General features: G+C 63.3%; 18 protein-coding genes and 3 pseudogenes. 13 read left to right on the plus strand and 8 right to left on the minus strand.

What is annotated here, in order from left to right; all coding sequences use genetic code 11:
* Positions 1–203, minus strand: a pseudogene (locus tag JWR98_RS24100) (hypothetical protein); the annotation flags it as partial.
* Positions 204–348: 145 nt separating this feature from the next.
* On the minus strand, positions 349–1,071 hold the full coding sequence (locus JWR98_RS24105; protein ID WP_078732864.1) for a pirin family protein: 723 nt from the start codon (positions 1,069–1,071) through the stop codon (positions 349–351).
* Positions 1,072–1,251: 180 nt separating this feature from the next.
* Here JWR98_RS24105 and JWR98_RS24110 point away from each other — a divergent pair, with 180 nt between their 5' ends.
* Positions 1,252–2,202: a GlxA family transcriptional regulator gene (locus tag JWR98_RS24110; RefSeq protein ID WP_205491409.1), complete on the plus strand. Its 951-nt coding sequence runs from the start codon at positions 1,252–1,254 to the stop codon at positions 2,200–2,202.
* A gap of 150 nt (positions 2,203–2,352) precedes the next feature.
* The gene (locus JWR98_RS24115; protein WP_205491410.1) at positions 2,353–3,822 is read left to right on the plus strand and encodes an ATP-binding protein; all 1,470 of its coding nucleotides are present in this window, start codon (positions 2,353–2,355) and stop codon (positions 3,820–3,822) included.
* Here JWR98_RS24115 and JWR98_RS24120 read toward each other — a convergent pair.
* On the minus strand, positions 3,769–6,540 hold the full coding sequence (locus JWR98_RS24120) for an ATP-binding protein (protein WP_078732866.1): 2,772 nt from the start codon (positions 6,538–6,540) through the stop codon (positions 3,769–3,771). The genes JWR98_RS24115 and JWR98_RS24120 overlap by 54 nt on opposite strands.
* Before the next feature lie 58 nt (positions 6,541–6,598).
* Positions 6,599–6,997 carry a helix-turn-helix domain-containing protein gene (locus tag JWR98_RS24125; protein ID WP_042944555.1) on the minus strand — a complete coding sequence of 133 codons (399 nt, stop codon included), beginning with the start codon at positions 6,995–6,997 and terminating at the stop codon, positions 6,599–6,601.
* A gap of 204 nt (positions 6,998–7,201) precedes the next feature.
* Between JWR98_RS24125 and JWR98_RS24130 the strand changes: the two genes are divergently transcribed.
* The gene (locus JWR98_RS24130; RefSeq protein ID WP_205491411.1) at positions 7,202–8,110 is read left to right on the plus strand and encodes a LysR family transcriptional regulator; all 909 of its coding nucleotides are present in this window, start codon (positions 7,202–7,204) and stop codon (positions 8,108–8,110) included.
* A 206-nt stretch (positions 8,111–8,316) separates the two neighbouring features.
* Complete coding sequence (locus tag JWR98_RS24135) at positions 8,317–8,754, plus strand: carboxymuconolactone decarboxylase family protein (protein WP_078732868.1); 438 nt, start codon at positions 8,317–8,319, stop codon at positions 8,752–8,754.
* A 4-nt stretch (positions 8,755–8,758) separates the two neighbouring features.
* Here JWR98_RS24135 and JWR98_RS24140 read toward each other — a convergent pair whose 3' ends face one another.
* On the minus strand, positions 8,759–9,529 hold the full coding sequence (locus JWR98_RS24140) for an AraC family transcriptional regulator (protein ID WP_078732869.1): 771 nt from the start codon (positions 9,527–9,529) through the stop codon (positions 8,759–8,761).
* A gap of 98 nt (positions 9,530–9,627) precedes the next feature.
* Between JWR98_RS24140 and JWR98_RS24145 the strand changes: the two genes are divergently transcribed.
* The gene (locus JWR98_RS24145; RefSeq protein WP_078732870.1) at positions 9,628–10,758 is read left to right on the plus strand and encodes an MFS transporter; all 1,131 of its coding nucleotides are present in this window, start codon (positions 9,628–9,630) and stop codon (positions 10,756–10,758) included.
* Here the strand turns inward: JWR98_RS24145 and JWR98_RS24150 are convergent.
* Positions 10,748–12,892, minus strand: coding sequence for a TonB-dependent siderophore receptor (locus tag JWR98_RS24150; protein ID WP_205491413.1), 2,145 nt, complete (start codon positions 12,890–12,892; stop codon positions 10,748–10,750). The two genes, JWR98_RS24145 and JWR98_RS24150, sit on opposite strands and share 11 nt — an antisense overlap.
* A gap of 192 nt (positions 12,893–13,084) precedes the next feature.
* Between JWR98_RS24150 and JWR98_RS24155 the strand changes: the two are divergent.
* Positions 13,085–13,863: pseudogene (locus tag JWR98_RS24155) on the plus strand (acetoin reductase).
* A 180-nt stretch (positions 13,864–14,043) separates the two neighbouring features.
* Here the strand turns inward: JWR98_RS24155 and JWR98_RS24160 are convergent.
* Complete coding sequence (locus JWR98_RS24160; RefSeq protein ID WP_205491414.1) at positions 14,044–15,906, minus strand: sigma-54-dependent Fis family transcriptional regulator; 1,863 nt, start codon at positions 15,904–15,906, stop codon at positions 14,044–14,046.
* Between the two features lie 308 nt (positions 15,907–16,214).
* On the opposite strand from JWR98_RS24160, the gene JWR98_RS24165 reads away from it, so the two are divergent.
* From JWR98_RS24165 to JWR98_RS24175, 3 genes are read left to right on the plus strand one after another with little or no spacing between them, the layout of a single operon-like run.
* Complete coding sequence (locus JWR98_RS24165; protein WP_078732874.1) at positions 16,215–17,195, plus strand: thiamine pyrophosphate-dependent dehydrogenase E1 component subunit alpha; 981 nt, start codon at positions 16,215–16,217, stop codon at positions 17,193–17,195.
* Between the two features lie 23 nt (positions 17,196–17,218).
* Positions 17,219–18,238, plus strand: coding sequence for an alpha-ketoacid dehydrogenase subunit beta (locus JWR98_RS24170; protein ID WP_078732875.1), 1,020 nt, complete (start codon positions 17,219–17,221; stop codon positions 18,236–18,238).
* On the plus strand, positions 18,235–19,338 hold the full coding sequence (locus JWR98_RS24175; RefSeq protein WP_205491415.1) for an acetoin dehydrogenase dihydrolipoyllysine-residue acetyltransferase subunit: 1,104 nt from the start codon (positions 18,235–18,237) through the stop codon (positions 19,336–19,338). Before JWR98_RS24170 ends, JWR98_RS24175 begins: the two co-directional genes overlap by 4 nt.
* A 34-nt stretch (positions 19,339–19,372) precedes the next feature.
* Here JWR98_RS24175 and JWR98_RS24180 read toward each other — a convergent pair whose 3' ends face one another.
* On the minus strand, positions 19,373–20,260 hold the full coding sequence (locus JWR98_RS24180; RefSeq protein WP_078732877.1) for a helix-turn-helix domain-containing protein: 888 nt from the start codon (positions 20,258–20,260) through the stop codon (positions 19,373–19,375).
* A gap of 138 nt (positions 20,261–20,398) precedes the next feature.
* Here JWR98_RS24180 and JWR98_RS24185 point away from each other — a divergent pair, with 138 nt between their 5' ends.
* From JWR98_RS24185 to JWR98_RS24200, 4 genes and pseudogenes are all read left to right on the plus strand, one after another.
* Entirely contained in the window at positions 20,399–21,757 is a 1,359-nt protein-coding gene (locus JWR98_RS24185; RefSeq protein ID WP_205491416.1) for a glutamine synthetase family protein, read from the plus strand.
* 23 nt (positions 21,758–21,780) lie between these two features.
* A complete protein-coding gene (locus JWR98_RS24190) occupies positions 21,781–22,869 on the plus strand; it encodes a polyamine ABC transporter substrate-binding protein (RefSeq protein ID WP_205491417.1) in 1,089 nt (362 codons plus the stop codon).
* Positions 22,866–24,154: pseudogene (locus JWR98_RS24195) on the plus strand (NAD(P)/FAD-dependent oxidoreductase). Before JWR98_RS24190 ends, JWR98_RS24195 begins: the two are co-directional and overlap by 4 nt.
* 55 nt (positions 24,155–24,209) lie before the next feature.
* Positions 24,210–24,620 (plus strand): SRPBCC family protein, encoded by a 411-nt coding sequence (locus JWR98_RS24200; RefSeq protein ID WP_078732905.1) that lies wholly within the window; start codon positions 24,210–24,212, stop codon positions 24,618–24,620.
* The last annotated feature ends 58 nt before the right edge of the window (positions 24,621–24,678 follow it).

Genomic DNA, 24,678 nt, shown 5'->3' on the forward strand with positions numbered 1-24,678 from the left:
GCGCCACCTTCAGCCAGACCGCGTTCCTGCAGACGATCGGCACCGCCTTCAGCGACACGGTTGCCTTGCAGGCGATCGGCCCCGCTTTCAGCAACACGACTTTCAATCAGGCGGTCCGCGCCACCTTCTGCAACAACCGGGTGGGCAAATGCGTTTGCAGCGAGTACCGAGAAAGCAAGGCTAAGCAAGATTTGGCGTTTCATGAGTGTGTACTCCAAGTGTTTTAAGTAGGTGTTGCCGGGTATGGGTTTGATGTTACGCGTTGCATTTTTTAAGAGAACTTCATTGCGCTGATGGTGACTATCGACGCCAGCGATGGCCCGCTTCGAAGGGCCATCACGGCGCACTTCATGGCATCTGCGGCAGTTCTTGAGGACGCAGGTCGAATACCAGCACCTCGGCATCGTCGCCGTGGCTGAGGCGGATCTGGCGTTCGTCACGCACTCGCGCACCGTCGCCTTCCTGCAAGCGTTGGCCGTTGACTTCCACGCTGCCCCGGGCCACATGCAGGTACACATGGCGATTGGGCGGCAGGTCGAGCGTGGCGGCTTCATCACCGTTGAACAGCCCGGCATACACCCGCGCATCCTGGCGCACGCTCAAGGAACCGTCGGTACCGTCCGGCGAAATGATCAATTGCAGGCGCCCGCGTTTTTGCGCCTCGCTGAAGTGCTCCTGTTGATAACGCGGCTCGGCACCGGCCACGGACGGCACGATCCAGATTTGCAGAAAGTGCACCCCACGGCTTTGGCTGTGGTTGAACTCGCTGTGGGCCACGCCGCTACCGGCGCTCATCAGTTGCACATCGCCGGGGCGGATCACCGAGCCGGTGCCCAGAGTGTCCTTGTGTTCCAGGGCGCCTTCGAGCACATAAGAGAAGATCTCCATGTCGCGGTGCGGGTGTTGGCCAAAGCCTTTGCCGGCGGCGACGCGGTCGTCGTTGATCACCAGCAGGTCGGAAAAGCCCTGTTCGGCAGGGTTCCAGTAGTTGGCGAACGAGAAGGTGTGGAACGACTTCAACCAACCGTGATTGGCGGCGCCGCGTTCGGAAGCTTTGCGAAGGGTCAGCATGGTAGTGTCCTCAAGTGGGAGCGGGCTGCGACATGCAGGGCTCCGGCGTTGAGAAGAAGGTTAATGGTTGCTGATCGATTCATTAAGAAGCTGAAATCTGAATGACTGTCTCTATGGAGTTGACAGTCTGCGACGTGGCATAATGGCCGCCGCTTTCCTTCCCCGATGGACTTCTTTGCTATGAAAACCGTGGCCATGGCGCTGTTTCCGGGTTTCCTCCTGCTCGACATGGCTGGGCCGCTCGAAGTGTTTTCCATTGCCAACCGCTACCTGCCTGCAGCCGCGCATTACCAGATCCTCATCATTGGCACCGAGCCCGGCCCGCTGCGCGCCTCCAACGGCGTGATGGTGCAGGCCGATCTGTTGCTGGAACAGGCCGACGGTGCCTATGACCTGCTGTTGGTGCCTGGCGGGCCGGGGGCCTATAACGAATGCCACCCCGATCTGCTGCCCTGGCTCAAGGCCTCGGTCCCTCGGGCACGGCGCTTCGGCTCCATCTGTACCGGCGCGTTTGTGCTGGGTCATGCCGGTCTGCTCGACAATCACCGCGTCACCACCCACTGGCACTACACCGAGCGGCTGATCAAGGCGTTCCCCAAGGCCATCGTCGAAACGGATCGCATCTACCTGCAGGACGGACGTCTGATTACTTCGGGCGGGGTCACGGCAGGCATCGACCTGGCGTTGTCCGTCGTTGCCCAGGACCACGGCAAGCAAGTCGCGGTGGACGTGGCCAAGGTGCTGCTGGTGGTGATGAAACGCCAGGGTGGCCAGGCCCAGTTCAGCCCGATGACCGCCGCCGTGTCGCCCCATGAGACCGCGATCACCCGCGTGCAGAACCATGTGCTGGCCCATCTGGAACAACCGTTCACCATCGAGTCCATGGCCGAGTTGGCCGGCATGAGCGCACGCCACTTTGCCCGCTTGTTCGCCAGGGAGGTGCAGATGACACCCATGGCCTTTTTGCAAGGCGCGCGTATCGACCGTGCCCGACAATTGTTGGAAAGCACCGACCTGCCGCTCAAGACCGTGGCTTTCCACGCAGGCTTCGGCAGCGTGCGGTATATGCGCTCTCTGTTCAGTGAAAAGCTTGGCCTGAACCCCACCCAATACCGACAACAGTTCAGTTAGCGACAGGATGTCCGTCTCGCGCACCCGATTGTCCGTGTCGCTCCCTGTGCCAGCATTGTTCTGTCACCGGTAGCTGGCAAGAATAGCGTCAAGCCCACGGAATAGGATGCGCGGACGCCCAAGAACGGGCGTTTCAGCGCGATTGCAGCCATGAACAACTCCCAGGCATTTGACGCTGACGGCACGCTGCGTTTCGGTGTATACGCCTTTCACCGCCAACAGCGGCTGGTCAGCAAGGCGGGCTGGCCGGTGCCCTTGGGCGGGCGGGCGCTGGATATCCTGGCGGTGTTGCTCGAAGTGCCTGGGCAATTTGTCAGCAAGGCCACCCTGATCGAACGGGTCTGGCCGTGCAGTGTGGTGGAAGAAGGCAATCTGCGCGTGCACATTGCCGCCCTGCGCCGCGCCCTTGGCGGGCAACGCTTCATTATCAACGAGCCCCAGCGCGGCTATTGCTTCGCCGCGCCGGTACACGGCCGCGTGCAGGCCGTGATACCGCCACACAACCTGACCGCACGGCTCAGCCCTGTCCTTGGTCGCGAAGAACTGTTGGGTGTGCTGGTACGGCGTCTGTCCGGGCAACGCCTGATGACCCTCACCGGTTGCGCCGGCGTGGGCAAGAGCACCCTGGCCCAGGCGCTGGCCGAGCGTGTGTTGCCGCGTTATCGCGACGGTGTGTGGTGGGTCGACCTGGCCACGGTGCACGCGCCGATTGCGATGTTGCAGCATCTGGCAACCGCGCTGCAACTGCCGCCCTGCGCCGATGCGACCGAACTGTGCCGCCAATTGGCCACGCGCCAGTTATTGCTGGTGCTCGACGGCGCCGACCTGCTGCTCGCGTCCTGTCGACATTTGCTGCGCGTACTGCGCGAACACGCTCCCCAGGTCACGGTGTTGATCAGCAGTCGCGAAACCCTCCAGGCCCCCGGCGAATGGGTGCAACGCGTACCGCGCTTGGCAGTGCCGGCGCCGTCGGCCTTGGGCAGTGTCGAGCAGGCATTGGCGTGCCCGGCGGTGCAGCTCTTCGTCGCGCGGGCGCGCGCCGGGCAGCAGGGGTTCGTGTTGCGGCCTCAGGACCTGGCGCCGCTGCGCGATATCTGTCGGCGGCTGGATGGGATTCCCTTGGCCCTGGAGCTGGCGGCCGCGCAAGTCCACGCCTTGGGCGTGCATGGCTTGCAGGCACAATTGCGTCGAGGCTTGCAGGTGCTGACGCGGGGACGGCGCACGGCGGTAGAGCGTCATCAGTCGCTCACGGCGGCGCTGGATTGGAGCTACGAGCGCCTGAGCCTGCCGCAGCGCTGGCTGTTCCTGCAGCTGGGCCTGTTCAAGATGGCGGTGACCTTGCCCACTTTGACCCAACTGGTGGCGGGCACTGAGCTTGAGCATGCCGACCTGGCGTATGTGCTGGGGCGACTGGTGAACATGTCGCTGCTGGCGGTGGAGCCCGGTCTCGGTCCCGAACGTTATCGCTTGCTGCATTGCGTGCGCAGCTATGCCTTGGCGCAATTGCGTGACCCGCAGCAGGTGGCACGACTGCAGCAGGGCGACGGGCACTACCTGGGGCCGTTTTCAGGCCGGCCGTTTGTCCTGCAGCTCATCGAGCAGGCGGCGTACGCGGACTAGATCGCGGGTGGCAAAACCTTCGGTGTATCGCCCATGGACCGCACTCAACAGGTCGCGCGCCGGCTGCACGCGACCTTGGGTGCGCCACAGCCTTGCCAATGATTCCGCGCAGCGCAGCTCCCAGGCCAACGCGCCTTGTCGGTGCGCCAGCTCCATCGCCTCAAGCAACAGAGTTTGCGCGCCGCTCAGGTCATCCTGGCGCAGCCGTTGTTCCGCGTGCAGCCGCAGGACTTCCGGGGCGCACCAGCCCGCATCGCCATGGCGAGCGCGTTCCAATCCGGCCTCATCAACCTCATGCAGACCCAACGTGATCAGGATGTCCTGGACCACCCCCAGACCCTGCAAATCGCGGTGACCGAGGATGCCGGCGTAATGCCCTGCCCAGGTCTGGAACAATTGCACCGAGTGCTTGTGGGCATGTTCGAGCAACAGCGCCTGTAAGGTTTGGGCCGCGATGTCGTCGCCGTTGTAGCGCGCGATCACCACCCCGGCCAGGGCCAGGGTGTAGCAGATGGACGTGCCGTGATTGATCTGCAGCGCCAGTTCCAGCGCCTGGTGGGTGGTGCGCCAGGCCTGTTCGGGAAAACCTTGCAACCACAGGATCCGCGCCAACACCGTCAGCGACGCCACGTTCTGATCGTATTGCACGCCGATGCAGCGGCCAAACCGGTTGAGGTGGCCGCTGTGGGCCATGCGCTGAATCACCTGCTCGGCGTTTTGCCGGGCCAGCACCTGATTGCCGCTGTAATGTAGCGCCAGCACGCGCAGACGCTGGGCGCTCAGGTCCAGCAGCGGATCGGTGCGCGGGGCCAGGTGCTCGAATTGCAGGCTCTGCTCCTGCGCCTGGCGATAGAGGCCGGCACACAGATTGACCGCCATATGCCCGGAGATTGCACGCAACTGTCCGGAAAGGTCCTGGCGCTCATCGGCCAAGCGCCGAGCGTCGATAAACGCTGCGATGGTTTGCCCGGCGCCACCCACGGCGTGATAGGACAGGCTGCCCAGCGCCAGCTGCAATTGCATTTTCAAGCGCGTGCATGGCGCGTTCACCGTGCCTATCAGCGCCAGCGCCTTGCCCACATACAAGTCGTGCTCCCTGAGCAATGACAGCTCCTGCCACAAGGGCATCGCACTGACGGTCAAGCGGATCGCCAGCAGGTGACCGCCACCCTCGGCCAGGCCCCAGTCGAGCGCGGCGCGCACGTCTTCGCGCAACGGCGCGTAGCGGTCGAGCCACGGTTGGGTGGCGGTCTGTTGCCAATCCGCCTGGGCCTGCTCCATCAACGCCAGGCAGCGCGCCGCGTGGCGCTCGCGGGTGGCGTCCAGCTCATTGGCAACGCTGAGTTTTTCCAGGGCGTAGGTGCGGGTGATGTCCAGCAGGCGATAGACCATCTCATCATCGGCGGCCTCCACGTTGAGCAACGACTTGGCCACCAGTTGGGTGATCGAGCCCAGCACTTGGGCAGGCGCGATCTGCTCGCCGGCGATGACCGCCGCGGCGCTGGCCAGGCTGAACCCGTCGCGAAACACCGCAAGGCGGCGCAGGCAGATCTGCTCGCATTCGGTCAGCAGCTCAAAACTCCAGTCCAGCGTGGCGCGCAAGGTCTGGTGGCGGGGCAGGGCACTGCGTCGACCACGGGTCAGCAGGCGGAAGTTGTCTTCCATCTGCACCAGCAGCCCGGGCAGGCCGAAACGCTCGATCTGCGCCGCCACCAGTTCGATTGCCAGGGGAATACCGTCCAGACGCTGGCAGATATCGATTGCCAGCGGCAGTTCGGCCTCGCCCAGTTCAAAGCTGTCCTGGTGGGACATGGCCCGTTCGATCAGCAATTGCAGGGCCGGGTAGCCCAGGGCCTGGGCGCGGTTGCCGGCAACGGGCGGGCAGGCCAGCGGTTCCAGGCGCTGCACGTATTCGCCCTCGGCCCGCAGGGCTTCGCGGCTGGTGGTCAGGATGTGCACCTCTGGCGCATGGCGCAGCAGGGTTTCGCAGATCAGCGCAATGTCGTCCAGCAGGTGTTCGCAGTTGTCGATCACCAGCAGCAACTGGCGCTCGTGCAGGCTGCGGGCAAAGGTCACCAGCGGCGCGTGTTCGGTGTGGGTGAGGTCGAGTAGGCTGGCGAGGTAGGGCAGGATCATCGACGGCGTGCTGAGGGGTGCCAGGTCCAGCAGGCGAATGCCATCGCGGTAATTGCCGATCAGCACCTCCGCCACGCGCAACGCGACGGTGGTCTTGCCGATGCCGCCGGCGCCGGTCAGGGTAATGAAGCGTTGTGCGGGCAACTGCTGCACCAGGCTGTCGATCAGGGCCTGGCGGCCGATCATGCGGGTGCGCCGCAAGGGCAGGTTGTGGCTCGGGCGTTGGGGTACGCCTTCGGTGGGTAGCGTCATCGGTTCGATGCTCAGTGGTGCCACAAAACTGTAGCCACGCTGGGCCACCGTGACGATATAGCGCTGCCCGGCCTGGCCGTCGCCCAACGCCTTGCGCAGCGCCGCCATATGCACGCGCAGGTTGCCGTCTTCCACCACGCTTTTGGGCCACACCCTGGCGATCAGCTCCTGCTTGCTCACCACATTGCCGGCGTGTTCCAGCAGGACCAGCAGGATATCCACCGCCCGTCGTCCCAGGCGCAACGGGCGACCGGCCTCCAGCACCAGGCGCTGGCGCGGATGGACGCGGTAGGGGCCGAAATGCACGGCCTGGTCGTTGAGGTCACTCATGGGTGGCCATGCTCTGGGAACGGGAGGCGACCAGCATAGGCCAGGAGCGCGCGGACCACTAGGCGGCAATCTCTTGAGGCTTGTTGCGTAATTGGTGATTTCGCCAGGTCATCGGGTTGACGCCTTCGCTGCGGGTAAACATGTGGCAGAAATGCGCCTGGTCGCAGAACCCGCACTCCAGGCTGATTTGCGTCAGGCTCAGGGACGATTGGGTGATCAACTCCTTGGCGCGCTGGATACGCTGCTGGCGTATCCACTCCTGGGGCGACAGCCCGGTGGTGCACTTGAATGCGCGGGAAAAATGGCTGCGCGACAGGGCGCAGGCCTGGGCCAGGTCGGCGATGGCCAGGCTTTCGCCGAGATTGGCCAGGATCAGTTGCTTGGCGATGCGTTCGCGCCGGGGGCATAGGCCGCCGGTGGTGGGCAAGCGAGGGGCACAGTACTCAAGTCGGGCCATGACAGATATCCGCAGTCGATGGGAGCGTTCCCGGTGAATGGATCCAGTGTAGATGGCGCCAATCTTGTTGCCGGACCGCCCGGCTGACGAGTTAATCGTTGTTAATTTCGCCAGGTGCGGTGCTGGAAAAGACAGCACAGGCATGCAATCGCCGCCGCGTCATGCGTGCTTATCTGGCGACCTGATAACCGTTTGGATACCACCATGAACCGTAACGACCTGCGCCGCGTCGACATGAACCTGCTGGTGATTTTCGAAGCCTTGATGTTCGAGAAGAACCTGACCCGGGTCGCCGAAAAACTCTTCATGGGCCAACCGGCGGTGAGTGCGGCGTTGGGGCGCCTGCGTGATCTGTTCGACGACCCGTTGCTGTTGCGCAACGGGCGGGGCATGGAGCCCACGCCACGTGCCGTGGCGATACTCAAGGAGCTGCAACCGGCCATGGACACCATTTCAGGCGCGGTCAGCCGCGCCAAGGATTTCGACCCCTCCACCAGTTGCGCAGTGTTCCGCATCGGCCTGTCCGACGACGCCGAGTTCGGCCTGTTCCCGCCATTGCTCAGTCAATTGCGTGAGGAAGCACCGGGCATCATCGTGGTGGTGCGCCGCGCCAATTACCTGTTGATGTCATCGCTGCTGGCCAGCGGCGAGATTTCGGTGGGGGTGAGCTACACCACTGAACTGCCGGCGAACGCCAAGCGCAAGAAGCTGCGGGATATCCCGTGCAAGGTCCTGCGTGGCGATGACGGCCTTGAACCGCTGACCCTGGACGATTACTGCGAGCGGCCCCACGCAATGGTGTCGTTCTCGGGCGACCTGAGCGGCAATATCGATCTCGACCTGGCGCGCATTGGCCGCGCGCGGCGAGTGGTGTTGGCGGTGCCGCAATTCAGCGGACTGCGGGCGTTGCTGGCGGGCACGCAGATCATCGCGACGGTGCCCGATTATGCGGCGTGTGCGTTGACCGAAGGCACGGCGTTGCGCGCCGAGGACCCACCGTTCGCAATCGAGGCGGCGGAGTTGTCGATGGTGTGGAGCGGGGTGCATGACAACGACCCGGCGGAGCGGTGGTTGCGGGCGCGGATTTCGGAGCATATGGCAGGCGTGGTCTGATTGCGCAAATAGCCGCTGCTGCGGTCACTCACGGTGATCTTGGATCCGACCGATTCTGCGTATCGAGCGCGGTCAAATGTGGGAGGGGCGGTGCGACGGTTCGACTTGCCCCATTGGCCCCCGCATCTTCCCCGGAATTGGCTATTTCTCCCGCCCCCACCGGTGACTAACCTAGCCACCAATCCCACCCTACCGGAGAAAGCACCATGCAACCGCGTACCGATTTCTACAGCGCTTCCCCTGATGCCATGAAAGCCATGCTCGCCCTGGAAGCCGCCGTCGGCAAACTGTCCATCGAGCTGCCCTTGTTGGAACTGATTCGCCTGCGTGTCTCGCAGATCAACGGCTGCGCCTTCTGCCTCGACATGCACACCGCCGATGCGCGCAAGGGTGGGGAAACCGAGCGTCGCCTGTACACCTTGTCGGCCTGGCGGGAGACGCCGTTTTTTACCCCACGTGAACGCGCTGCACTGGCTTGGGCCGAGAGCCTGACCCTGATCAGCCACACCCATGCACCGGACGAAGATTTCAATGCACTGGCCGCCGAGTTCAACGCCCAGGAGCAGATCGACCTGAGCGTGGCCATCGCCACTATCAACAGCTGGAACCGCTTGGCGGTGGGGTTTCGCAAAATGCCCAAGTAAGCCATCAACGGGCTTTGAAATAACCCCGTGGCGTGGTGCCGGTCATGTGCTTGAAAAAAGCGATCAACGCGCTGTCGCTGGTAAAACCCAGCTCAAAGGCGCAGTAGCTGATACTGCGCCCGGTGGCGAGCAGTTCGATGACCCGCATCAGTCGCCACTGCTGACGCCATTGCTGGTACCCCAGGCCGGTTTCCCGTTGGAAAATCCGGCCGATGGTCTTGGCGCTGGCGCCTACTTGCTGTTCCAGGGCCTGCAACGAGGGCGGCAAGGTGTCGAGGCTGCTCATCAACGGGGCCAGGCGTTTGTCCTGGGGCAGCGGCAGCAGCATCGGTTGCTCGGCGGCGTCGCAGATCTCGCTCAGGCACAGCGCCAGCAGATGGGCATATCGGCCGCGGGACCAATCGGTATCGAACGCCGCCATCGCCATCGGTTCCAACACCGCCCGCAGCAATGGGCTGACCTCGATCACCCGAACCTGGGACGGCAATTGCCGCGCCAATGCAGGGCTCAAGTACACCGAACGATAATCCACGGTCCGCTGCATCACCGCACGGTGCGGCAACCCGCAGGGGATCCAGGCTGCACGGGTGGGTGGCAGCAGGCACAGCTGGTTGTCCAGGGTGATGCGCGTGCAGCCTTCACGGGTGAACAGCAGCTGCCCACGTTGGTGTTGGTGCAACCCCGAATCGTGATCACCCAAGAGGGCGGCAATCCCGATAACCGGCGCAGCCAGGTGGTCGGGATCGAAAGATGCGTCGGCGGCGAGCCAGGCCATAGGTTGTCCGATTTCATCGATAAATTGTCGAAGTCCGGATAATAGTGCATTCGACGCTGTTTAAAATTCTTCCACTATATTCCTGGAAGGACGCGTCGATGACCCTCAAAAATCTACTGGTCCTGGCGGTGGCGTTGCTGATGTTTCCGCAACTGGCCCAAACCCTCTACAGCCCCGCGCTCGGCGATATTGGCCAGGCCTTTGCGGTGGGGCCCGAGCGTGCGGGGCAGACGCTGTCGGTCTATTTCCTGGCCTTTGCCCTGGGTGTTGTGGTGTGGGGGCGGGCGTGTGATCACCTTGGGCGCCGCCCGGTCATGCTGGCCGGGCTGACGCTATACGCGTGCGCGTCGGTGTTGGCCTTGAGCGTCAGCACCTTCACAGGCCTGCTCTTGGCCCAGGCGTTGGCGGCTTTTGGCGCTGCGGTGGCGTCGGTGGTCACGCAAACGGTGTTGCGCGACCGCTTCCATGGGCCGGAACTGGCCCAGGTGTTTTCCGTGGTGGGCATTGCCATGGCCGCCAGCCCGGCGATTGGTTTGTTCAGCGGCGCGGTTTTGGTGCAGTTCTTCGGTTACCGCGGCATGCTCTGCGGTTTGTTGGTACTCGTGTTGCTCCTGTGGGGCTGGTGCGTATGGGCCCTGCCGGAAACGCGCCCGGCGTCGCTGCCCGCCACCTCAATGCACAAAACCGTGGGCCTGATGTTCAAGGACTTGGGCATATGGTGTTCGGTCGGGCTGGTGGCGGTATTCAATATTGCCGTGTTCGCTTATTACAGCGTGGCGCCGTTCATCTTCGCGCAACAGGGGTTGTCCTCCGCCGAGTTCGGCTACAGCGGGGTGCTGTTGGCCTTGGGGTCGGGGCTGGGGGCGTGGTTGAACAAAGCGTTGCTCAAGCGGGGGATGAACGGCGATCAGTTGGTACTGACCGCAGCCGGTATCGCCGTATTGGGCAGCCTGTTGGTGCTGACGCTGCAACACACAGGGTTATTCGTATTGCCGATGCTGCTGGTGGTGCTGGCGTTCGGCATGGCGATCCCCAACGTGCTCGGGGCCGCGTTGATGGCATACCGCGATCGTTTGGGCACGGCGGCAGCGGTGTTCGGTTTGTTGTATTACCTGGCGATTGGCGGCGGGCTGACTCTGGTGGCCTGGGCGCAAGACCTGGGTTGGAGCTTGCTGGTATGCGCAATGGCGGCGCTGTGCCTGGCAACGCCGCGGGTGTTCAGAAGTTGACCGAGGCACTCAGGCGTGCCGTCAGCGGTGCGCCCTGGAACAGGTAATCATCGCCCATGTATTCGCCCGCGTCGCGCCAGTAGCGCTTGTCGAACAGGTTGTCGACGCTCAGGCGAAATACCGTTTCATACCCCTCGACGCGGGTGGTGTAGCGGCTGCCGACATTCACCACCGCATAATCCCCCACCTCCACGTTGCCGCTGCGGTTGGCGTACTTTTTGGCGCTGTATTGCACGCCGCCCAGCACGGCCAGGCCGTTGAACCACGGCAGGGCATAGTCGGCGTACACACTGGCGCGCAGCTTGGGGACGTTGATCGCCTGGTGTTCTTCGTAGGCCGGCGTGCCGCTGCCGCTCACGCGGGCGCGAATCGCCGCCACGCTGGTGGCGATCTGCAGACGCTCGGTGGCCCAGCCGTTGGCCGACAGTTCCAGCCCGGTGTTTTTCTGTTCGCCCTGTTGCACATAGGTGAAGTTGCCGGCGCCATCCGGCTTGGCGTACTGGTACGCCTGGCGCGTCTGGAACACGGCGGCGGCGAAGCTGATGCGGCGCCAGTCGTATTTCACCCCGGCTTCGATCTGCCGGGAGGTGGTCGGCGCCAGGGTGTCGTCCGGATTGCTGGCGAACCATGGCGCGGTGCCGCCCAGGGACAGCCCCTTGCTGTAGCTGGTGTAGAGCGAAATGTTTTCAATCGGCTTGTAGATCAACGACGCCTGGGGCAGGAACACGTATTGCCGGGTATGGCGGGTCTCGTCGCCGGTGCTGTCGAAGGCCTTTTCGTCCAGGCGCACTTCGCGGCCGCCGAGCAGGGTTTGCCATTGCTCGTTGAAGCGGATGCGGTCGGTGACGAACAGGCCGTACTGGCGGCTGTCGAGGCTGCGGTGGCTGGGGTTCAGCGGGACGTCGGCGGGCGCGAACGTCGGCGCGTCGGCGTCGATGTTGCCGCTGCCGAGCCACTCGTTGACGGCCTTGCGCTTGTCGATCACCCGGCGAAATGCACTGGTGCCGAAGGTCAGTTCATGGCCCAGCCCGGCGGTGTCGAACAGGCCGGTCATGGCGGCCTGGACTTCATCGTCGCGGCGGGTGTCGTCGGGGCTGCGATAGTCGTAGATGTCGTAATTGCCCTGCGGGGTGAAGGTATTGCCGACACCGCTGGTGTCACCGCCCCACGCAAACGCACTGTAATCATCAATCACCACCTTGCTGCGCGCCGCGCTGACATTGCCTTTCCACTGATCGCTGAAGCGGTACTCGAAACTGCCGTTGAGGTTCAGCGAGTCGATGCCGACCTGTTTGGACCCGCTCTGATGGCCCAGCAGTTTTTTCGGTGAGGCGTCATGGGGCACTTCGGTGCCACCGAGCAACTGGTAGCCCGGTACCGAGCGCTGTTGTTTGTTCTGGTACTCGGCGTCGAGTTTCAACACGGCGTCGGGGCTGATGTTCCAGTCGAAGGCCAGGGACACAAAGTCGCGCTGGCCGTTGGCGTGTTCCACGTAGGAATTGAGGTCTTCATGAGCCACGTTGGCGCGCAGGCCGAACTGCTGCTCGCTGCCAAACCAGCCGCCAACGTCGGTGGCGATATAGCCGCTGCCGCGATCATCGGTGGAGACCGTTACCGAGCGTACATCCTCCGGGCGTTTGGTTACGTAGTTGATCACGCCGCTGGGTTCGGAGATCCCGCTTTGCAGGCCCGCCAGGCCCTTGAGCACTTCCACCTGCTGCTTGTTTTCCAGGGCGACGTTCTGCTCGCCAGTGATGGTGCGCCCGTTGATCTTGTAGCTGCTGGCCGCGTTCAGGGAGAACCCGCGCACCACGAAGTTCTCGTAGTAGCCAATCGGCGCGTAGCTGTCGCCCACCGACGCGTCGTTGCGCAGCACTTCGCTGAGCAGGCGCGCCTGCTGGTCCTTGATCAGTGCGGCGTTGAGCACGGTGATCGACGCCGGTGTATCCAGCAGTGGCGCCTCATTGAAGCCGCCGACGGAGGCGGTGTCCGCGCGATAACCCGATTCATCCTGGCCCTGGACGTTCACCGCCGGCAGTTCGAGGCTTGCCGCGAGGCTGTTGCCGATCCCACCGCTGAGCAGCAGGCCGAGGGCCAAACGTGACGTGACGACAGGACGAAAACGCAAAACCATGGGAGCAGTGCCTTAAAGCGCAGGGGCAGGGGGCGCATAAGCTAGGCATTCGCGTGCACTTTTACAAGTTCCCTGGATCACTCATGCAGTGAGACGGCCCGTCTCGGTTGCCACGCTATTCTCCTCGCGCCTCGACACCCCGGCGTGCACCTGCGATAGACAAGACTTCCCTTATCATTGCAGGAGAGCGTCATGGGTATTGCAGGCAAGGTTGCGCTGGTGACAGGCGCCGGGCAGGGAATTGGCCGGGCCATTGCCTTGCGCCTGGCACGGGACGGTGCGGATATCGCCCTGGTCGACATCAACGGCGCCAAGCTCGCAGCCGTGGCGGCTGAAATCGTCGCGCTGGGACGCAAGGCGTCGGTATTTATCGCCGACGTGTCCAAGCGCGACCAGGTGGTCGCGGCGGTGGAGCACGCGCACCAGACGCTGGGCGGCTTTGACATTATCGTCAACAACGCCGGGGTGGCGCAGATCGACTCATTGTTGGAGGTGAGCCCGGAGCAGGTCGAACGCACCTTGGGCATCAACGTGCAGGGCGTGTTGTGGGGCATTCAGGCTGCTGGCAGGAAGTTCAAGGCGCTCAAGCAGAAGGGCAAGATCATCAATGCCTGTTCCATCGCCGGCCATGAAGGGTTTGCGTTGCTGGGTGTGTATTCGGCCACTAAGTTCGCCGTGCGCGCCCTGACCCAGGCGGCGGCCAAGGAGCTGGCGAGCGCCGGGATCACGGTGAATGCCTATTGCCCCGGTGTGGTGGGCACTGACATGTGGGTCGAGATCGACGGCGCATGGCCGAGATCACCGGGGCTGAAGTCGGCGCGACTTACAAGAAATACGTGGACGGCATTGCCCTGGGCCGCGCGCAAACGCCGGAAGATGTGGCGGGGTTGGTGGCGTTCCTGGCTGGGCCGGATTCGGACTACATGACCGGCCAGGCACCACTGATCGACGGCGGCCTCGTCTACCGCTGAAACCCAAGGCCTGCTCGATCCAATGTGGGAGGGGGCTTGCTCCCGATAGCGGTGAGTCAGCCACAGATGCATCAACTGACACTCCCTCATCGGGAGCAAGCTCCCTCGCCACAGGTACAGTGTTCGCCCTTAATTGACTGGCATTGGGCAAACCCCTCCCACAGGGTTGACCGCGTTGTGTCAGATGGCCTTGCCAGGCATGTCGATGCCCAATTGGTTCACCCGTCTGTAAAGCGTCGCCCGTGAAATCCCCAACGCCTGCGCCGTCGGCAAGGGCTTCCAACGATGCCGAATTAACGCATCCAGCACCACCTGGCGTTCCGGGCTGACGCTCGGTTCAGCCGGCGCCTCGACCTGCTCGCCCCGCACCTCCACCGGTAAATCCGCCAGTTGCAGCGTACCGCCCTCACACACCGCGCAGGCATACGCCAACACATGGCGCAGTTGCCGCACATTGCCCGGCCAGGCATAACCCAGCAGTCGTTCCAGCGCGGCCTGGCCGATGCCCGGCGACACGCCGCTGGTACGCGCCTCCTGCTCCAGCAGCCGGTTGATCAACGCCAGTTTGTCGGTGCGCTCGCGCAAGGGCGGCAGGCAGAAACGCGCGCAGCCGAGGCGAAAGTACAGGTCTTCGCGAAAGCGCCCCTCGTTGACCAGCGCCGCCAGGTCACGGTGGCTGGCGCAGATCACCTGGATATCCACGGTCCGGGTCTTGGCTGCGCCCAGCGGCGCCACTTCACCCTCGGCCATCACCCGCAGCAAGCGCGTTTGCAAGGCCAGGGGCATGTCGCCGATTTCATCCAGGAACAATGTGCCGCCATCGGCCTGCACCAACAGGCCGGGCATGCCTTTGCTGGAGGCCCCGGTAAAGGCCCCGGCCACGTAGCCGAACAGCTCGCTTTCGATGAGGTTTTCGGGAATCGCCGCGCAGTTCACCGCGACAAAGGGGCCGTCCCGCCGGGCGCTGCGCTCATGCAATTGGCGGGCGAAGACTTCCTTGCCCGCGCCGGTTTCCCCCTGCACCAGCACCGGCAGGTTACGGTCCTTGACCCGCACGGCCAGGCGCAGATGTTCATCCACTCGCGGGTCGACCTCGGTGTTCGGCAGTGGCCGTGCTTGCGCGCGCCGTGGCGTGTTGACCCGTACGTGCAGGGCTTGCGATTGCCCCCGCCAGCACAGTTGCCGGGTCGACTGGTCGGTGACCGCGCGCAACGCGTCCAGGTCGAACACCTCGCCGATATGCTCCGGCACTTGCCCAAAGCGCAGGCGCAGGGCCTGGCGCGCCTTGCTGTTCAAGGCCTGCAGGTGTCCGTCCTGGTCCCACGCCAGCAACAGGTCGGGCTGGCTGTCCACATAGCCCGGCGTGCTGTGCGCCTGCAGTACCCAGTGCTGGCGAGCGCTGTGCATGAAGAAGGCGTTCTCGATGGCCTGGGCACTCTGCGCCACCATTTGCCGCACCAGATGCTGGCTGCGCCGGTCATCCGGGGATTTGAGCGCCGAGGCGTCCATCACGCCCAACAGGTTGCCCTGCGGGTCGAAGATCGGCGCGGCCGAGCAGGTCAGGCCGATGAACGCCGCGCGAAAGTGGTCGCGCTTGTGCACGGTCACGGCGGCTTTGCTGGTGAGCACCGTGGCCACGCCGCAGGTGCCTTCTTCGGCTTCCGACCAGCAGGTGCCCAGGTACAGGCCGGCCTTGCGGCAGTCGCTGCGAATCGCCGTGTCCACGCGGTGGTCGATGGTCTGGCCCTGGGCGTCGGTGAGCATCACGCAGTAATCGGCTTGGCGCACACGGTGATGCAACTGGCCTACGGCTTCACTTGCAATGCGCATGAACAGTTCGGCGCGTTCGCGGCATTCCTTGAGCACAGGTTCGGTGAGGATACGGGGCCCTTGCAGCGAGCCAGGGTCCAGGTGGTGTTGTTCCATGGAGCGGCGCCATGAATCGAAAATCAACGCCGGCACCGGCGCCTGAGGCAGGCGTTCGGCACTGCGGACCACGCGACTGACGCAGTCGACGTGCTCTTTGGAGTTCACGGCGAGCATAAGGCCTCCGGTTCTCGATCTTTGTTGTTATGCCCGCCATTATGCGCCCATGGACGCACAGCGACAAGCGCGCTCTGACCAGGGGCCCGGGGTGAGACGCAGCGTCTCATGGAGGCCGAGACGCAGCCGGCACGCTGCAATGGCCGGTCTCATTCTGCGCTGCGGCGACGCCTGCGTACAACCGCGCGGCACTGCTCTGGATCAAGGCTTTGCCAGGTTTTTCGGCGGTTTGGCACAGGCTGTGCTGAAGCGGTTACAGCTGGCCGCAGCCAGCCTTCTGTGTGTCGAGACAACCGGAGAACAACAAGATGTCCACTCACCTGTCCACCGATCAATTGCTGCATGCCTACACCGTGATGCGCACCATCCGTGATTTTGAAGAACGCCTGCACGTGGAATTCGCCACCGGCGAGATCCCCGGTTTCGTGCACTTGTATGCCGGCCAGGAAGCCAGCGCCGCCGGGGTCATGGCCCACCTCAATGACGAAGACTGTATCGCCTCCAACCACCGTGGCCACGGCCATTGCATCGCCAAGGGCGTGGACGTGTTCGGCATGATGGCCGAAATCTATGGCAAGAAAACGGGGGTATGCGGTGGCAAGGGCGGTTCCATGCATATCGCCGATCAGGAGAAGGGCATGCTCGGCGCCAACGGCATTGTCGGTGCCGGTGCACCGTTGGCCGCCGGGGCGGCGCTGGCCTCCAAGCTCAAGGGCAGCCAAGGCGTGGCCGTGGCCTTTTTCGGCGACGGTGGCTCCAACGAGGGCGCGGTGTTCGAGGCGATGAACCTGGCCGCGATCATGAAACTGCCGTGCCTGTTCGTCGCCGAGAACAACGGCTATGCCGAAGCGACCGGCTCCGGCTGGTCGGTGGCGTGCAAGGACATCGCCGAGCGCGCCGTGGGGTTCGGCATGCCTGGCGTCATTGTCGATGGCAACGACTTTTTCGCCGTGCACCAGGCGCTGGGCGTGGCGGTGGAGCGTGCGCGCAACGGCGAGGGGCCGACCCTGGTAGAGGTCAAGTTGAGCCGTTTCTACGGTCACTTCGAGGGCGATGCGCAAACCTATCGTGGCGTTGACGAAGTAAAAAACCTGCGTGAATCCCAGGATTGCCTGGTGCTGTTTCGCACGCGGTGCCAAGCCGAAGGTTGGCTCGACGCCGGGCAGTTCGAGCGCATCGACGGTGAGGTGGCCCAGTTGATCGAAGACGCCGTGCGCCTGGCCAAATCCGATCCCAAGCCCCAGGCCGCTGACTTGCTCAGTGACGTCTACGTCGCCTATCGCTCATAACAATAATCTTCGGAGAGAATTTCATGGCTCGCAAAATCAGCTATCAGCAGGCAATCAACGAAGCCCTGGCCCAGGAAATGCGCCGCGACCAGAGTGTATTCATCATCGGCCAGGACGTTTCCGGCGGCACCGGTTCCCCCGGCGAGCAGGACGCCTGGGGCGGTGTGCTCGGTGTGACCAAGGGCCTGTATCCGGAGTTTCCCGAGCGCGTACTCGATGCGCCGTTGTCCGAGGTCGGCTACGTCGGCATGGCCGTCGGCGCCGCGACCCGTGGCATGCGCCCGGTGTGCGAGTTGATGTTCGTCGACTTCATCGGCTGCTGCCTCGACCAGTTGCTCAACCAGGCCGCCAAGTTCCGCTACATGTTCGGCGGCAAGACCACCACGCCGTTGGTGATCCGCGCCATGTACGGTGCCGGGCTGCGCGCCGCCGCCCAGCATTCGCAGATGCTCACCTCGATGTGGACGCACATTCCCGGCCTCAAGGTGGTGTGCCCGGCCACGCCTTATGACGCCAAGGGCATGCTGATCCAGGCGATCCGCGACAACGACCCGGTGATCTTCCTCGAACACAAGATGCTCTACAGCCTCCAAGGCGAAGTGCCGGAAGAGCTCTACACCGTGCCGTTCGGCGAAGCCAACTTCGTGCGCGAAGGCCGTGACGTGACCCTGGTGACCTACGGGCGCATGGTGCATATCGCCCTGGAAGCCGCCGCCAACCTGGCGCGCCAAGGCATCGACTGCGAAGTGCTGGACCTGCGCACCACCAGCCCGCTGGACGAAGACAGCATCCTGGAAAGCGTGGAGAAAACCGGGCGCCTGGTGGTGATCGACGAGTCCAACCCACGGTGCTCCATCGCCACCGACATCAGTGCGCTGGTGGCGCAGCAAGGCTTTGCGTTTCTGCGTGCGCCGATTGAAATGGTCACCGCGCCGCACACCCCGGTACCGTTTTCCGATGCGCTGGAAGACCTGTACATCCCCAATGCCGCGAAGATCGAAGCGGCCGTGCTGAAGATCGCCGACAAGAGGACTGCCGCATGATCCATACCTTGACCATGCCCAAGTGGGGGCTGTCGATGACCGAAGGGCGCATCGACGTCTGGCTCAAGCAACCCGGTGACCGGGTGGAGAAGGGCGAGGAAGTGCTGGACGTGGAGACCGACAAGATATCCAGCAGTGTCGAGGCGCCGTTCAGCGGCGTGTTGCGCCGGGTCTTGGCGTTGAGCGACGAAACCTTGCCGGTGGGAGCGCTGCTGGGGATCGTGGTGGAAGGCGAGGCCAGCGAGGAAGAGATCGATGCGGTGATCGAGGGTTTCAACGCCGGGTTTGTCTCAAGCAGCGCCAAGGCCGAAGCCACGGGGCCGAGTGCGCAAAAGGTCGAGGTGGGCGGGCGCTTGTTGCGCTATCTCGACCTGGGCGAGGGCGCTACGCCGTTGGTGCTGGTGCACGGGTTTGGCGGCGACTTGAACAACTGGCTGTTCAACCAACCGGCCCTGGCCGCCGAGCGCCGGGTGATCGCCCTGGACCTGCCGGGGCATGGCGAGTCGGGCAAGCATCTGCAAACGGGTGATGCCGTGGAATTGAGCCGGGCGGTGCTGGCGTTGCTCGATCACCTCGAGCTTGAGCGCGTGCACCTGGCCGGGCATTCGATGGGCGGGTTGGTCAGCCTGACGCTGGCCAGCCAGGCACCGGAACGGGTCGCTTCATTGATCCTGATCGCCAGCGCCGGGCTTGGCGTGGATATCAACGGCGACTATCTGCAAGGGTTCGCCGCGGCGAATAACCGCAACGCGCTCAAACCGCAGCTGACCCAACTATTCAGCGACCCGGTGCTGGTCACCCGGCAGATGCTGGAGGACATGCTCAAGTTCAAGCGGTTGGAAGGGGTGGATCAGGCGTTGAATCAACTCAATGCCCAGTTGTTTGAAGGTGGGCGCCAGCGCCTGGATTTGCGCAAAGTGGTGGGGCAGCAACCGAGCCTGGTGATTTGGGGCGGTGACGATGCCATCATCCCGGCTGGACATGCCGAGGGGCTGCAGGCCCAAGTGGAAATCGTGCCGGGGCAGGGGCATATGGTGCAGTTGGAGGCAGCGGAGCACGTCAACCAACTGATCGCCGCCTTCCTGAAAAACCAGCCTTGAAATGCGGCTAATGTGGGAGGGCCCTCCCACATTTTCAAAGTGAGCGCTTGAGGGTTTCGCTGGGCAGTTCCTTGAACAACGCGCGATAACTGTTGGAAAACCGCCCCAGATGCCAGAACGACCAATTCATCGCCACCTCGGCCACGGTCGTTCCGGTACTGCTCAGCAGCTCCCGCCGCGCGCCATTCAGGCGTCGCAAGCGCAACCACTGCGCCGGGCTCATCCCGGTGTAGGTCTTGAAACCCTGCTGCAACTGGCGCAACGGCGCGCCGGCAATCTGCGCCAGTTCCAGCAGGTTGACGGTTTCATCCGGCGCATCCGCCGCCCACTCGCCGATGCGCGCCATCAACTGGCGTTCATCACTGCGCTTTTGCAAGGCGCTGCGATCCAGGCCCACACAGGCGTTGTCGAGGATGAACAGGCAGTCGTCGAGCAGTTGCCGGGTGAGGCAAACCGGGTCGACGACCGTGGACAAGCGCGTCAGCGTGCCACTGAGCCAGCGGCTGAACAGCGCGTTCTGCTGGCAGCTCAGCGGGGCCATGAACAGGCCTTCCAGCCGGCTCATATCCAGGCCGTGGCGCTGTACGAATTGCGGCCCGAATACCACGGCCACTTCCCGGTAGTTTTCCGGCGTGATCCAGGTGTTGCGGCTCTCACCATTGAGCAGGTACAGCGCGTTGTCGCTGCCATCGAAACAGAATGCCAGCGAGCCCGGCGGCGCATTGAACTGCTGCTCGACGCGGGTGTTCATGCGTTCTTCGTACACCTGCACCCCCTGCAGGTCGAGGTAGCGGATGCGCCCGGCAAAATGCCCAGGCGACATCTGTTGGTACTGCTGTACCCAGCCGGGTGTCGCCCTGCATTGGGCGGCCACATCACCGGTGGCGAAGGCCTGTACGCGCAAAGCGGTTGCCTGTGTCATGGAAAATCCGTGCGCACTCTATTGGTGCGTTGTGCTGCGTGCAAAGTGGATAGATGCCGTTTGTAAGCTGGCCCAAGATAGACCTCAATGCGCCGCAAGTACAAGCCGGCGGCGCATCCATCCCATGACGAGGTCCTTATGAACGCCCCCTTCGATCAGCTGTCCGCCTGGCTGAAAGAACACAAGATTACCGAAGTCGAATGCGTGATCAGTGACTTGACTGGCATCGCACGCGGCAAGATTGCGCCCACCAACAAGTTCCTGCATGAGCGAGGCATGCGCCTGCCGGAAAGTGTGTTGCTGCAAACGGTGACCGGGGACTTTGTCGACGACGACATCTACTACGACCTGCTTGACCCGGCGGATATCGACATGGTCTGCCGCCCCGTGTCCAACGCCACCTATGTGGTGCCCTGGGCCATTGAGCCTACCGCGATTGTGATCCACGACACCTTCGACAAGCAGGGCAACCCCATCGAGCTGTCGCCGCGCAATGTGCTGAAAAAAGTCCTGCAGCTGTATAGCGAGCAGGGCTGGCAGCCGATTGTCGCGCCGGAAATGGAGTTCTACCTGACCCAGCGCTGCGAAGACCCGGACCTGCCGCTGAAAACCCCGGTGGGCCGCTCCGGTCGCGCCGAGACGGGACGCCAATCGTTTTCCATCGATGCCGCCAACGAGTTCGACCCGCTGTTTGAAGACGTCTATGACTGGTGCGAAGCCCAGGGCCTGGACCTCGATACGCTGATCCACGAAGACGGCCCGGCGCAGATGGAAATCAACTTCCGCCACGGCGACGCGCTCGACCTGGCCGACCAGATCACCGTGTTCAAACGCACCCTGCGCGAAGCCGCGCTCAAGCACAACGTGGCCGCAACGTTCATGGCCAAACCGGTGGCCGACGAGCCGGGCAGCGCCATGCACCTGCACCAGAGCGTGGTCGACAGCGCCACCGGCAAACCGGTGTTTGTCGACGCCGACGGCAAGATGAGCGAGCTGTTTTTGCATCACATCGGCGGCTTGCAAAAATACATTCCCAAGCTGCTGCCGATGGTTGCGCCCAATGTGAACTCGTTCCGGCGCTTTCTGCCCGACACCTCGGCGCCGGTCAACGTTGAGTGGGGCGAAGAAAACCGCACCGTGGGCCTGCGCGTGCCCACTTCCAGCCCTGATGCCATGCGCGTGGAAAACCGTCTGCCGGGCGCGGATGCCAACCCGTACCTGGCGATTGCGGCGAGTTTGCTGTGCGGCTACCTGGGCATGATCGAGCGGATCGAACCCAGCGCGCCGGTGGAAGGCCGCGCCTATGAGCGTCGCAACCTGCGCTTGCCGTTGACCCTCGAAGACGCGCTGGCGCGAATGGAGGCGTGCGACACGGTCAAGCAGTACCTGGGTGACAAGTTCGTGCGCGGCTATGTCGCGGTCAAGCGTGCCGAGCACGAGAATTTCAAGCGGGTGATCAGTTCCTGGGAGCGGGAGTTCCTGCTGCTAAGCGTCTAAAAAACCAATAAAGGAGTGTCGACATGCGTCTTGTGAACAAACTTCTCCCGGTGGCCCTGGTGGCCGCCTTCAGCAGCACCAGCGAAGCGGCACCCACGGTGAGCGTCTACAACTGGACCGATTACATCGGCGAGACCACCTTGGCCGATTTCCAGGCCAAGACCGGTATCAAGGTGATCTATGACGTGTTCGACTCCAACGAAACCCTGGAGGGCAAGTTGCTGGCGGGCCGCACCGGGTATGACGTGGTGGTGCCGTCCAACCACTTCCTGGCGCGTCAGGTGAAGGCCGGGGCGTTCCTCAAGCTCGACCGCGCGCAGTTGCCCAACTTCAAGAACCTCGATCCAAAACTGCTCGCGCTGCTGGAGAAGAACGACCCCGGCAACGCGCACTCGGTACCGTACCTATGGGGCACCAATGGCATCGGCTATAACGTCGACAAGGTCAAGCAGGTGCTGGGCATCGACCATATCGACTCGTGGGCGGTGCTGTTCGAGCCGGAGAACATCAAGAAGCTCAACCAGTGTGGTGTGGCGTTTCTCGACTCGGCGGACGAGCTGTTCCCGGCGATCCTCAACTACATGGGCAAGGACCCGAGCAGTGAGAACCCCAAGGATTACCAGGAAGCTGAAGCCAAACTGTTGATGCTGCGGCCGTACATCACCTATTTCCATTCCTCCAAATACATTTCGGACCTGGCCAACGGCAATATCTGCGTGGCCTTCGGTTATTCCGGCGACGTTTTCCAGGCAGCCAACCGCGCCAAGGAAGCCAAGAACGGGGTGAACATCGCTTATTCGATTCCCAAGGAAGGCTCCAACCTGTGGTTCGATCTGTTGGCGATTCCCGCCGACGCCGGCAACCTCCAGCAGGCCCACGCGTTCATCAACTACCTGCTCGACCCCGAGGTGATCGCCAAGGTCAGCGCCTCGGTGGGGTACGCCAACGCCAACCCGGCGGCCAAGGCCTTCATGGCCCCGGAACTGGTGAACAACCCTGAGGTGTACCCGCCGCAGGCCGTGCTCGACAAACTCTATATTTCCACCACGCCGACACCGGCGACCATGCGCGTAATGACCCGCGCCTGGAGCAAAGTGAAGACCAACAGATGATCCTTGAACAGGCGCAGTCCTATTACCGCGCGACGGCGAACGCCATGCCTGAGCGTGCACCTCTGGCCGCCGACCTGACCGCCGATGTGTGTGTGATTGGCGGCGGATTCACCGGGATCAACACCGCCATCGAACTGGCCCAACGCGGGCTCTCGGTGGTTGTGCTGGAGGCACGGCGTGTCGGCTGGGGCGCCAGCGGACGCAATGGCGGGCAGTTGATCCGCGGCATTGGCCACGATGTGTCCGGGTTTGCCAAGTATGTAGGCGAGGAAGGCGTGGGTTATTTGCAGCGCGCCGGGATCGAGTCGGTGGCGCTGGTGGGCGAGCGCATTCGTGAGCATGGGATCGACTGTGATCTGCGCTGGGGCTTTTGTGAGTTGGCCAATACGCCCGCGCAATTTGCGGCGTTCAAAGACGAGCAGGAAAGCCTGGCGGCCCTGGGCTACGTCCATGAAACCCGGCTGGTCGGACCGCAGGATATGCAACAGGTGGTAGGTTCCAACATCTATGCCGGTGGCTTGGTGGACATGGGCTCCGGGCACTTGCACCCGTTGAACCTGGTACTCGGCGAAGCGCAAGTGGCCGAGTCCCTAGGGGTGCGGATTTTCGAACACACCGAAGTGCTGGAACTGATCCACGGTGACAGCGTGCAGGTGCGCTGCGCCGGTGGCACGGTGCGCGCCGCCCACCTGGTATTGGCCTGCAATGCGCACCTGGAAGACCTGGAACCGCGCTTGAGTGGCAAGGTACTGCCTGCGGGCAGTTACATCATCGCCACCGAGCCCTTGTCGGTGGAACGGGCCAGTCAATTGATTCCGCAAAACCTGGCGCTGTGCGACCAGAAAGTCGGCCTGGATTACTACCGTCTCAGCGCGACCGGCGCCTGTTGTTCGGCGGCGCCTGCCATTATTCGGGGCGCGATCCGGCGGATATCGCCGCTTACATGCAGCCCAAGCTGCTCAAGGTGTTCCCGCAATTGGCCGACACCGCCATCGAGTTCCAGTGGGGCGGAAAGATCGGCATCACCGCCAACCGCTTCCCCCAGGTGGGGCGGTTGAAGCAATACCCGAACGTGTTTTACGCCCAGGGTTATTCCGGACACGGCCTCAACGTGACCCATTGGTGCGCGCGGCTGCTGGCCGAGGCGATTCACGCCGGGCACAGCCAGGGCCTGGATATCTTCAGCCAGGTGCCGCACATGACCTTTCCCGGGGGCAAGGCGCTGCGTTCGCCGCTGCTGGCGTTGGGCATGTTGTGGTATCGGTTGCAGGAATTGATGCATTGAAGCGCCAGCCATGGCAGGCTGGCTGACGTTTTCCCAAGATTTTTGGAGAGTTATCGTGCCAACAGCATCAGCAATCATTGAAATCCCAGCATCGGCCGATCAGGTCTGGCAATTGGTCGGCGGCTTCAACAGCCTGCCGGATTGGCTACCCTTGATCGCCAAGAGCGAGCCAGGCGAAGGCGGTCGCGTGCGTCACCTGACCACCGCCGACGGCGGTGTGATCGTGGAGCGTTTGCAGACCTTTGATAATGTGGCGCGTACCTACAGCTACACCATCGAAGAGTCGCCGTTTCCGGTGAGTGCGTACCTGGCGACGTTGCAGGTCGAGGCGTTGACGGACGCGTCGGCGAAGGTGACGTGGTCCGGTGTGTTCACCCCATCGGCGGGCACCACGGAGGCGGCGGTGGAAGAATTGTTCGCCGGCGTCTACAAGGGTGGGGTTGAGGCGTTGCGGGCGAATTTCTGACCTTGCCCGAAAGGCTCTGGAGGTCCGATGTGGGAGCCCCCTCCCACATTTAGGACTG

The organism is Pseudomonas lactucae (genome assembly GCF_016937615.1).
In the GTDB taxonomy this organism is placed as follows: domain Bacteria; phylum Pseudomonadota; class Gammaproteobacteria; order Pseudomonadales; family Pseudomonadaceae; genus Aquipseudomonas; species Aquipseudomonas lactucae.

Excerpts from the sequence above, each read along its gene's own strand:
- JWR98_RS24135 (WP_078732868.1), top strand. The coding sequence starts at position 8,317 with ATGCAACCGCGTACCGATTTCTACAGCGCTTCCCCTGATGCCATGAAA.
- JWR98_RS24160 (WP_205491414.1), bottom strand. The coding sequence starts at position 15,906 with ATGCTCGCCGTGAACTCCAAAGAGCACGTCGACTGCGTCAGTCGCGTG.
- JWR98_RS24175 (WP_205491415.1), top strand. The coding sequence starts at position 18,235 with ATGATCCATACCTTGACCATGCCCAAGTGGGGGCTGTCGATGACCGAA.
- JWR98_RS24185 (WP_205491416.1), top strand. The coding sequence starts at position 20,399 with ATGAACGCCCCCTTCGATCAGCTGTCCGCCTGGCTGAAAGAACACAAG.
- JWR98_RS24130 (WP_205491411.1), top strand. The coding sequence starts at position 7,202 with ATGAACCGTAACGACCTGCGCCGCGTCGACATGAACCTGCTGGTGATT.
- JWR98_RS24170 (WP_078732875.1), top strand. The coding sequence starts at position 17,219 with ATGGCTCGCAAAATCAGCTATCAGCAGGCAATCAACGAAGCCCTGGCC.
- JWR98_RS24125 (WP_042944555.1), bottom strand. The coding sequence starts at position 6,997 with ATGGCCCGACTTGAGTACTGTGCCCCTCGCTTGCCCACCACCGGCGGC.
- JWR98_RS24120 (WP_078732866.1), bottom strand. The coding sequence starts at position 6,540 with ATGAGTGACCTCAACGACCAGGCCGTGCATTTCGGCCCCTACCGCGTC.
- JWR98_RS24110 (WP_205491409.1), top strand. The coding sequence starts at position 1,252 with ATGAAAACCGTGGCCATGGCGCTGTTTCCGGGTTTCCTCCTGCTCGAC.
- JWR98_RS24115 (WP_205491410.1), top strand. The coding sequence starts at position 2,353 with ATGAACAACTCCCAGGCATTTGACGCTGACGGCACGCTGCGTTTCGGT.
- JWR98_RS24165 (WP_078732874.1), top strand. The coding sequence starts at position 16,215 with ATGTCCACTCACCTGTCCACCGATCAATTGCTGCATGCCTACACCGTG.
- JWR98_RS24140 (WP_078732869.1), bottom strand. The coding sequence starts at position 9,529 with ATGGCCTGGCTCGCCGCCGACGCATCTTTCGATCCCGACCACCTGGCT.
- JWR98_RS24145 (WP_078732870.1), top strand. The coding sequence starts at position 9,628 with ATGACCCTCAAAAATCTACTGGTCCTGGCGGTGGCGTTGCTGATGTTT.
- JWR98_RS24190 (WP_205491417.1), top strand. The coding sequence starts at position 21,781 with ATGCGTCTTGTGAACAAACTTCTCCCGGTGGCCCTGGTGGCCGCCTTC.
- JWR98_RS24150 (WP_205491413.1), bottom strand. The coding sequence starts at position 12,892 with ATGGTTTTGCGTTTTCGTCCTGTCGTCACGTCACGTTTGGCCCTCGGC.
- JWR98_RS24105 (WP_078732864.1), bottom strand. The coding sequence starts at position 1,071 with ATGCTGACCCTTCGCAAAGCTTCCGAACGCGGCGCCGCCAATCACGGT.
- JWR98_RS24180 (WP_078732877.1), bottom strand. The coding sequence starts at position 20,260 with ATGACACAGGCAACCGCTTTGCGCGTACAGGCCTTCGCCACCGGTGAT.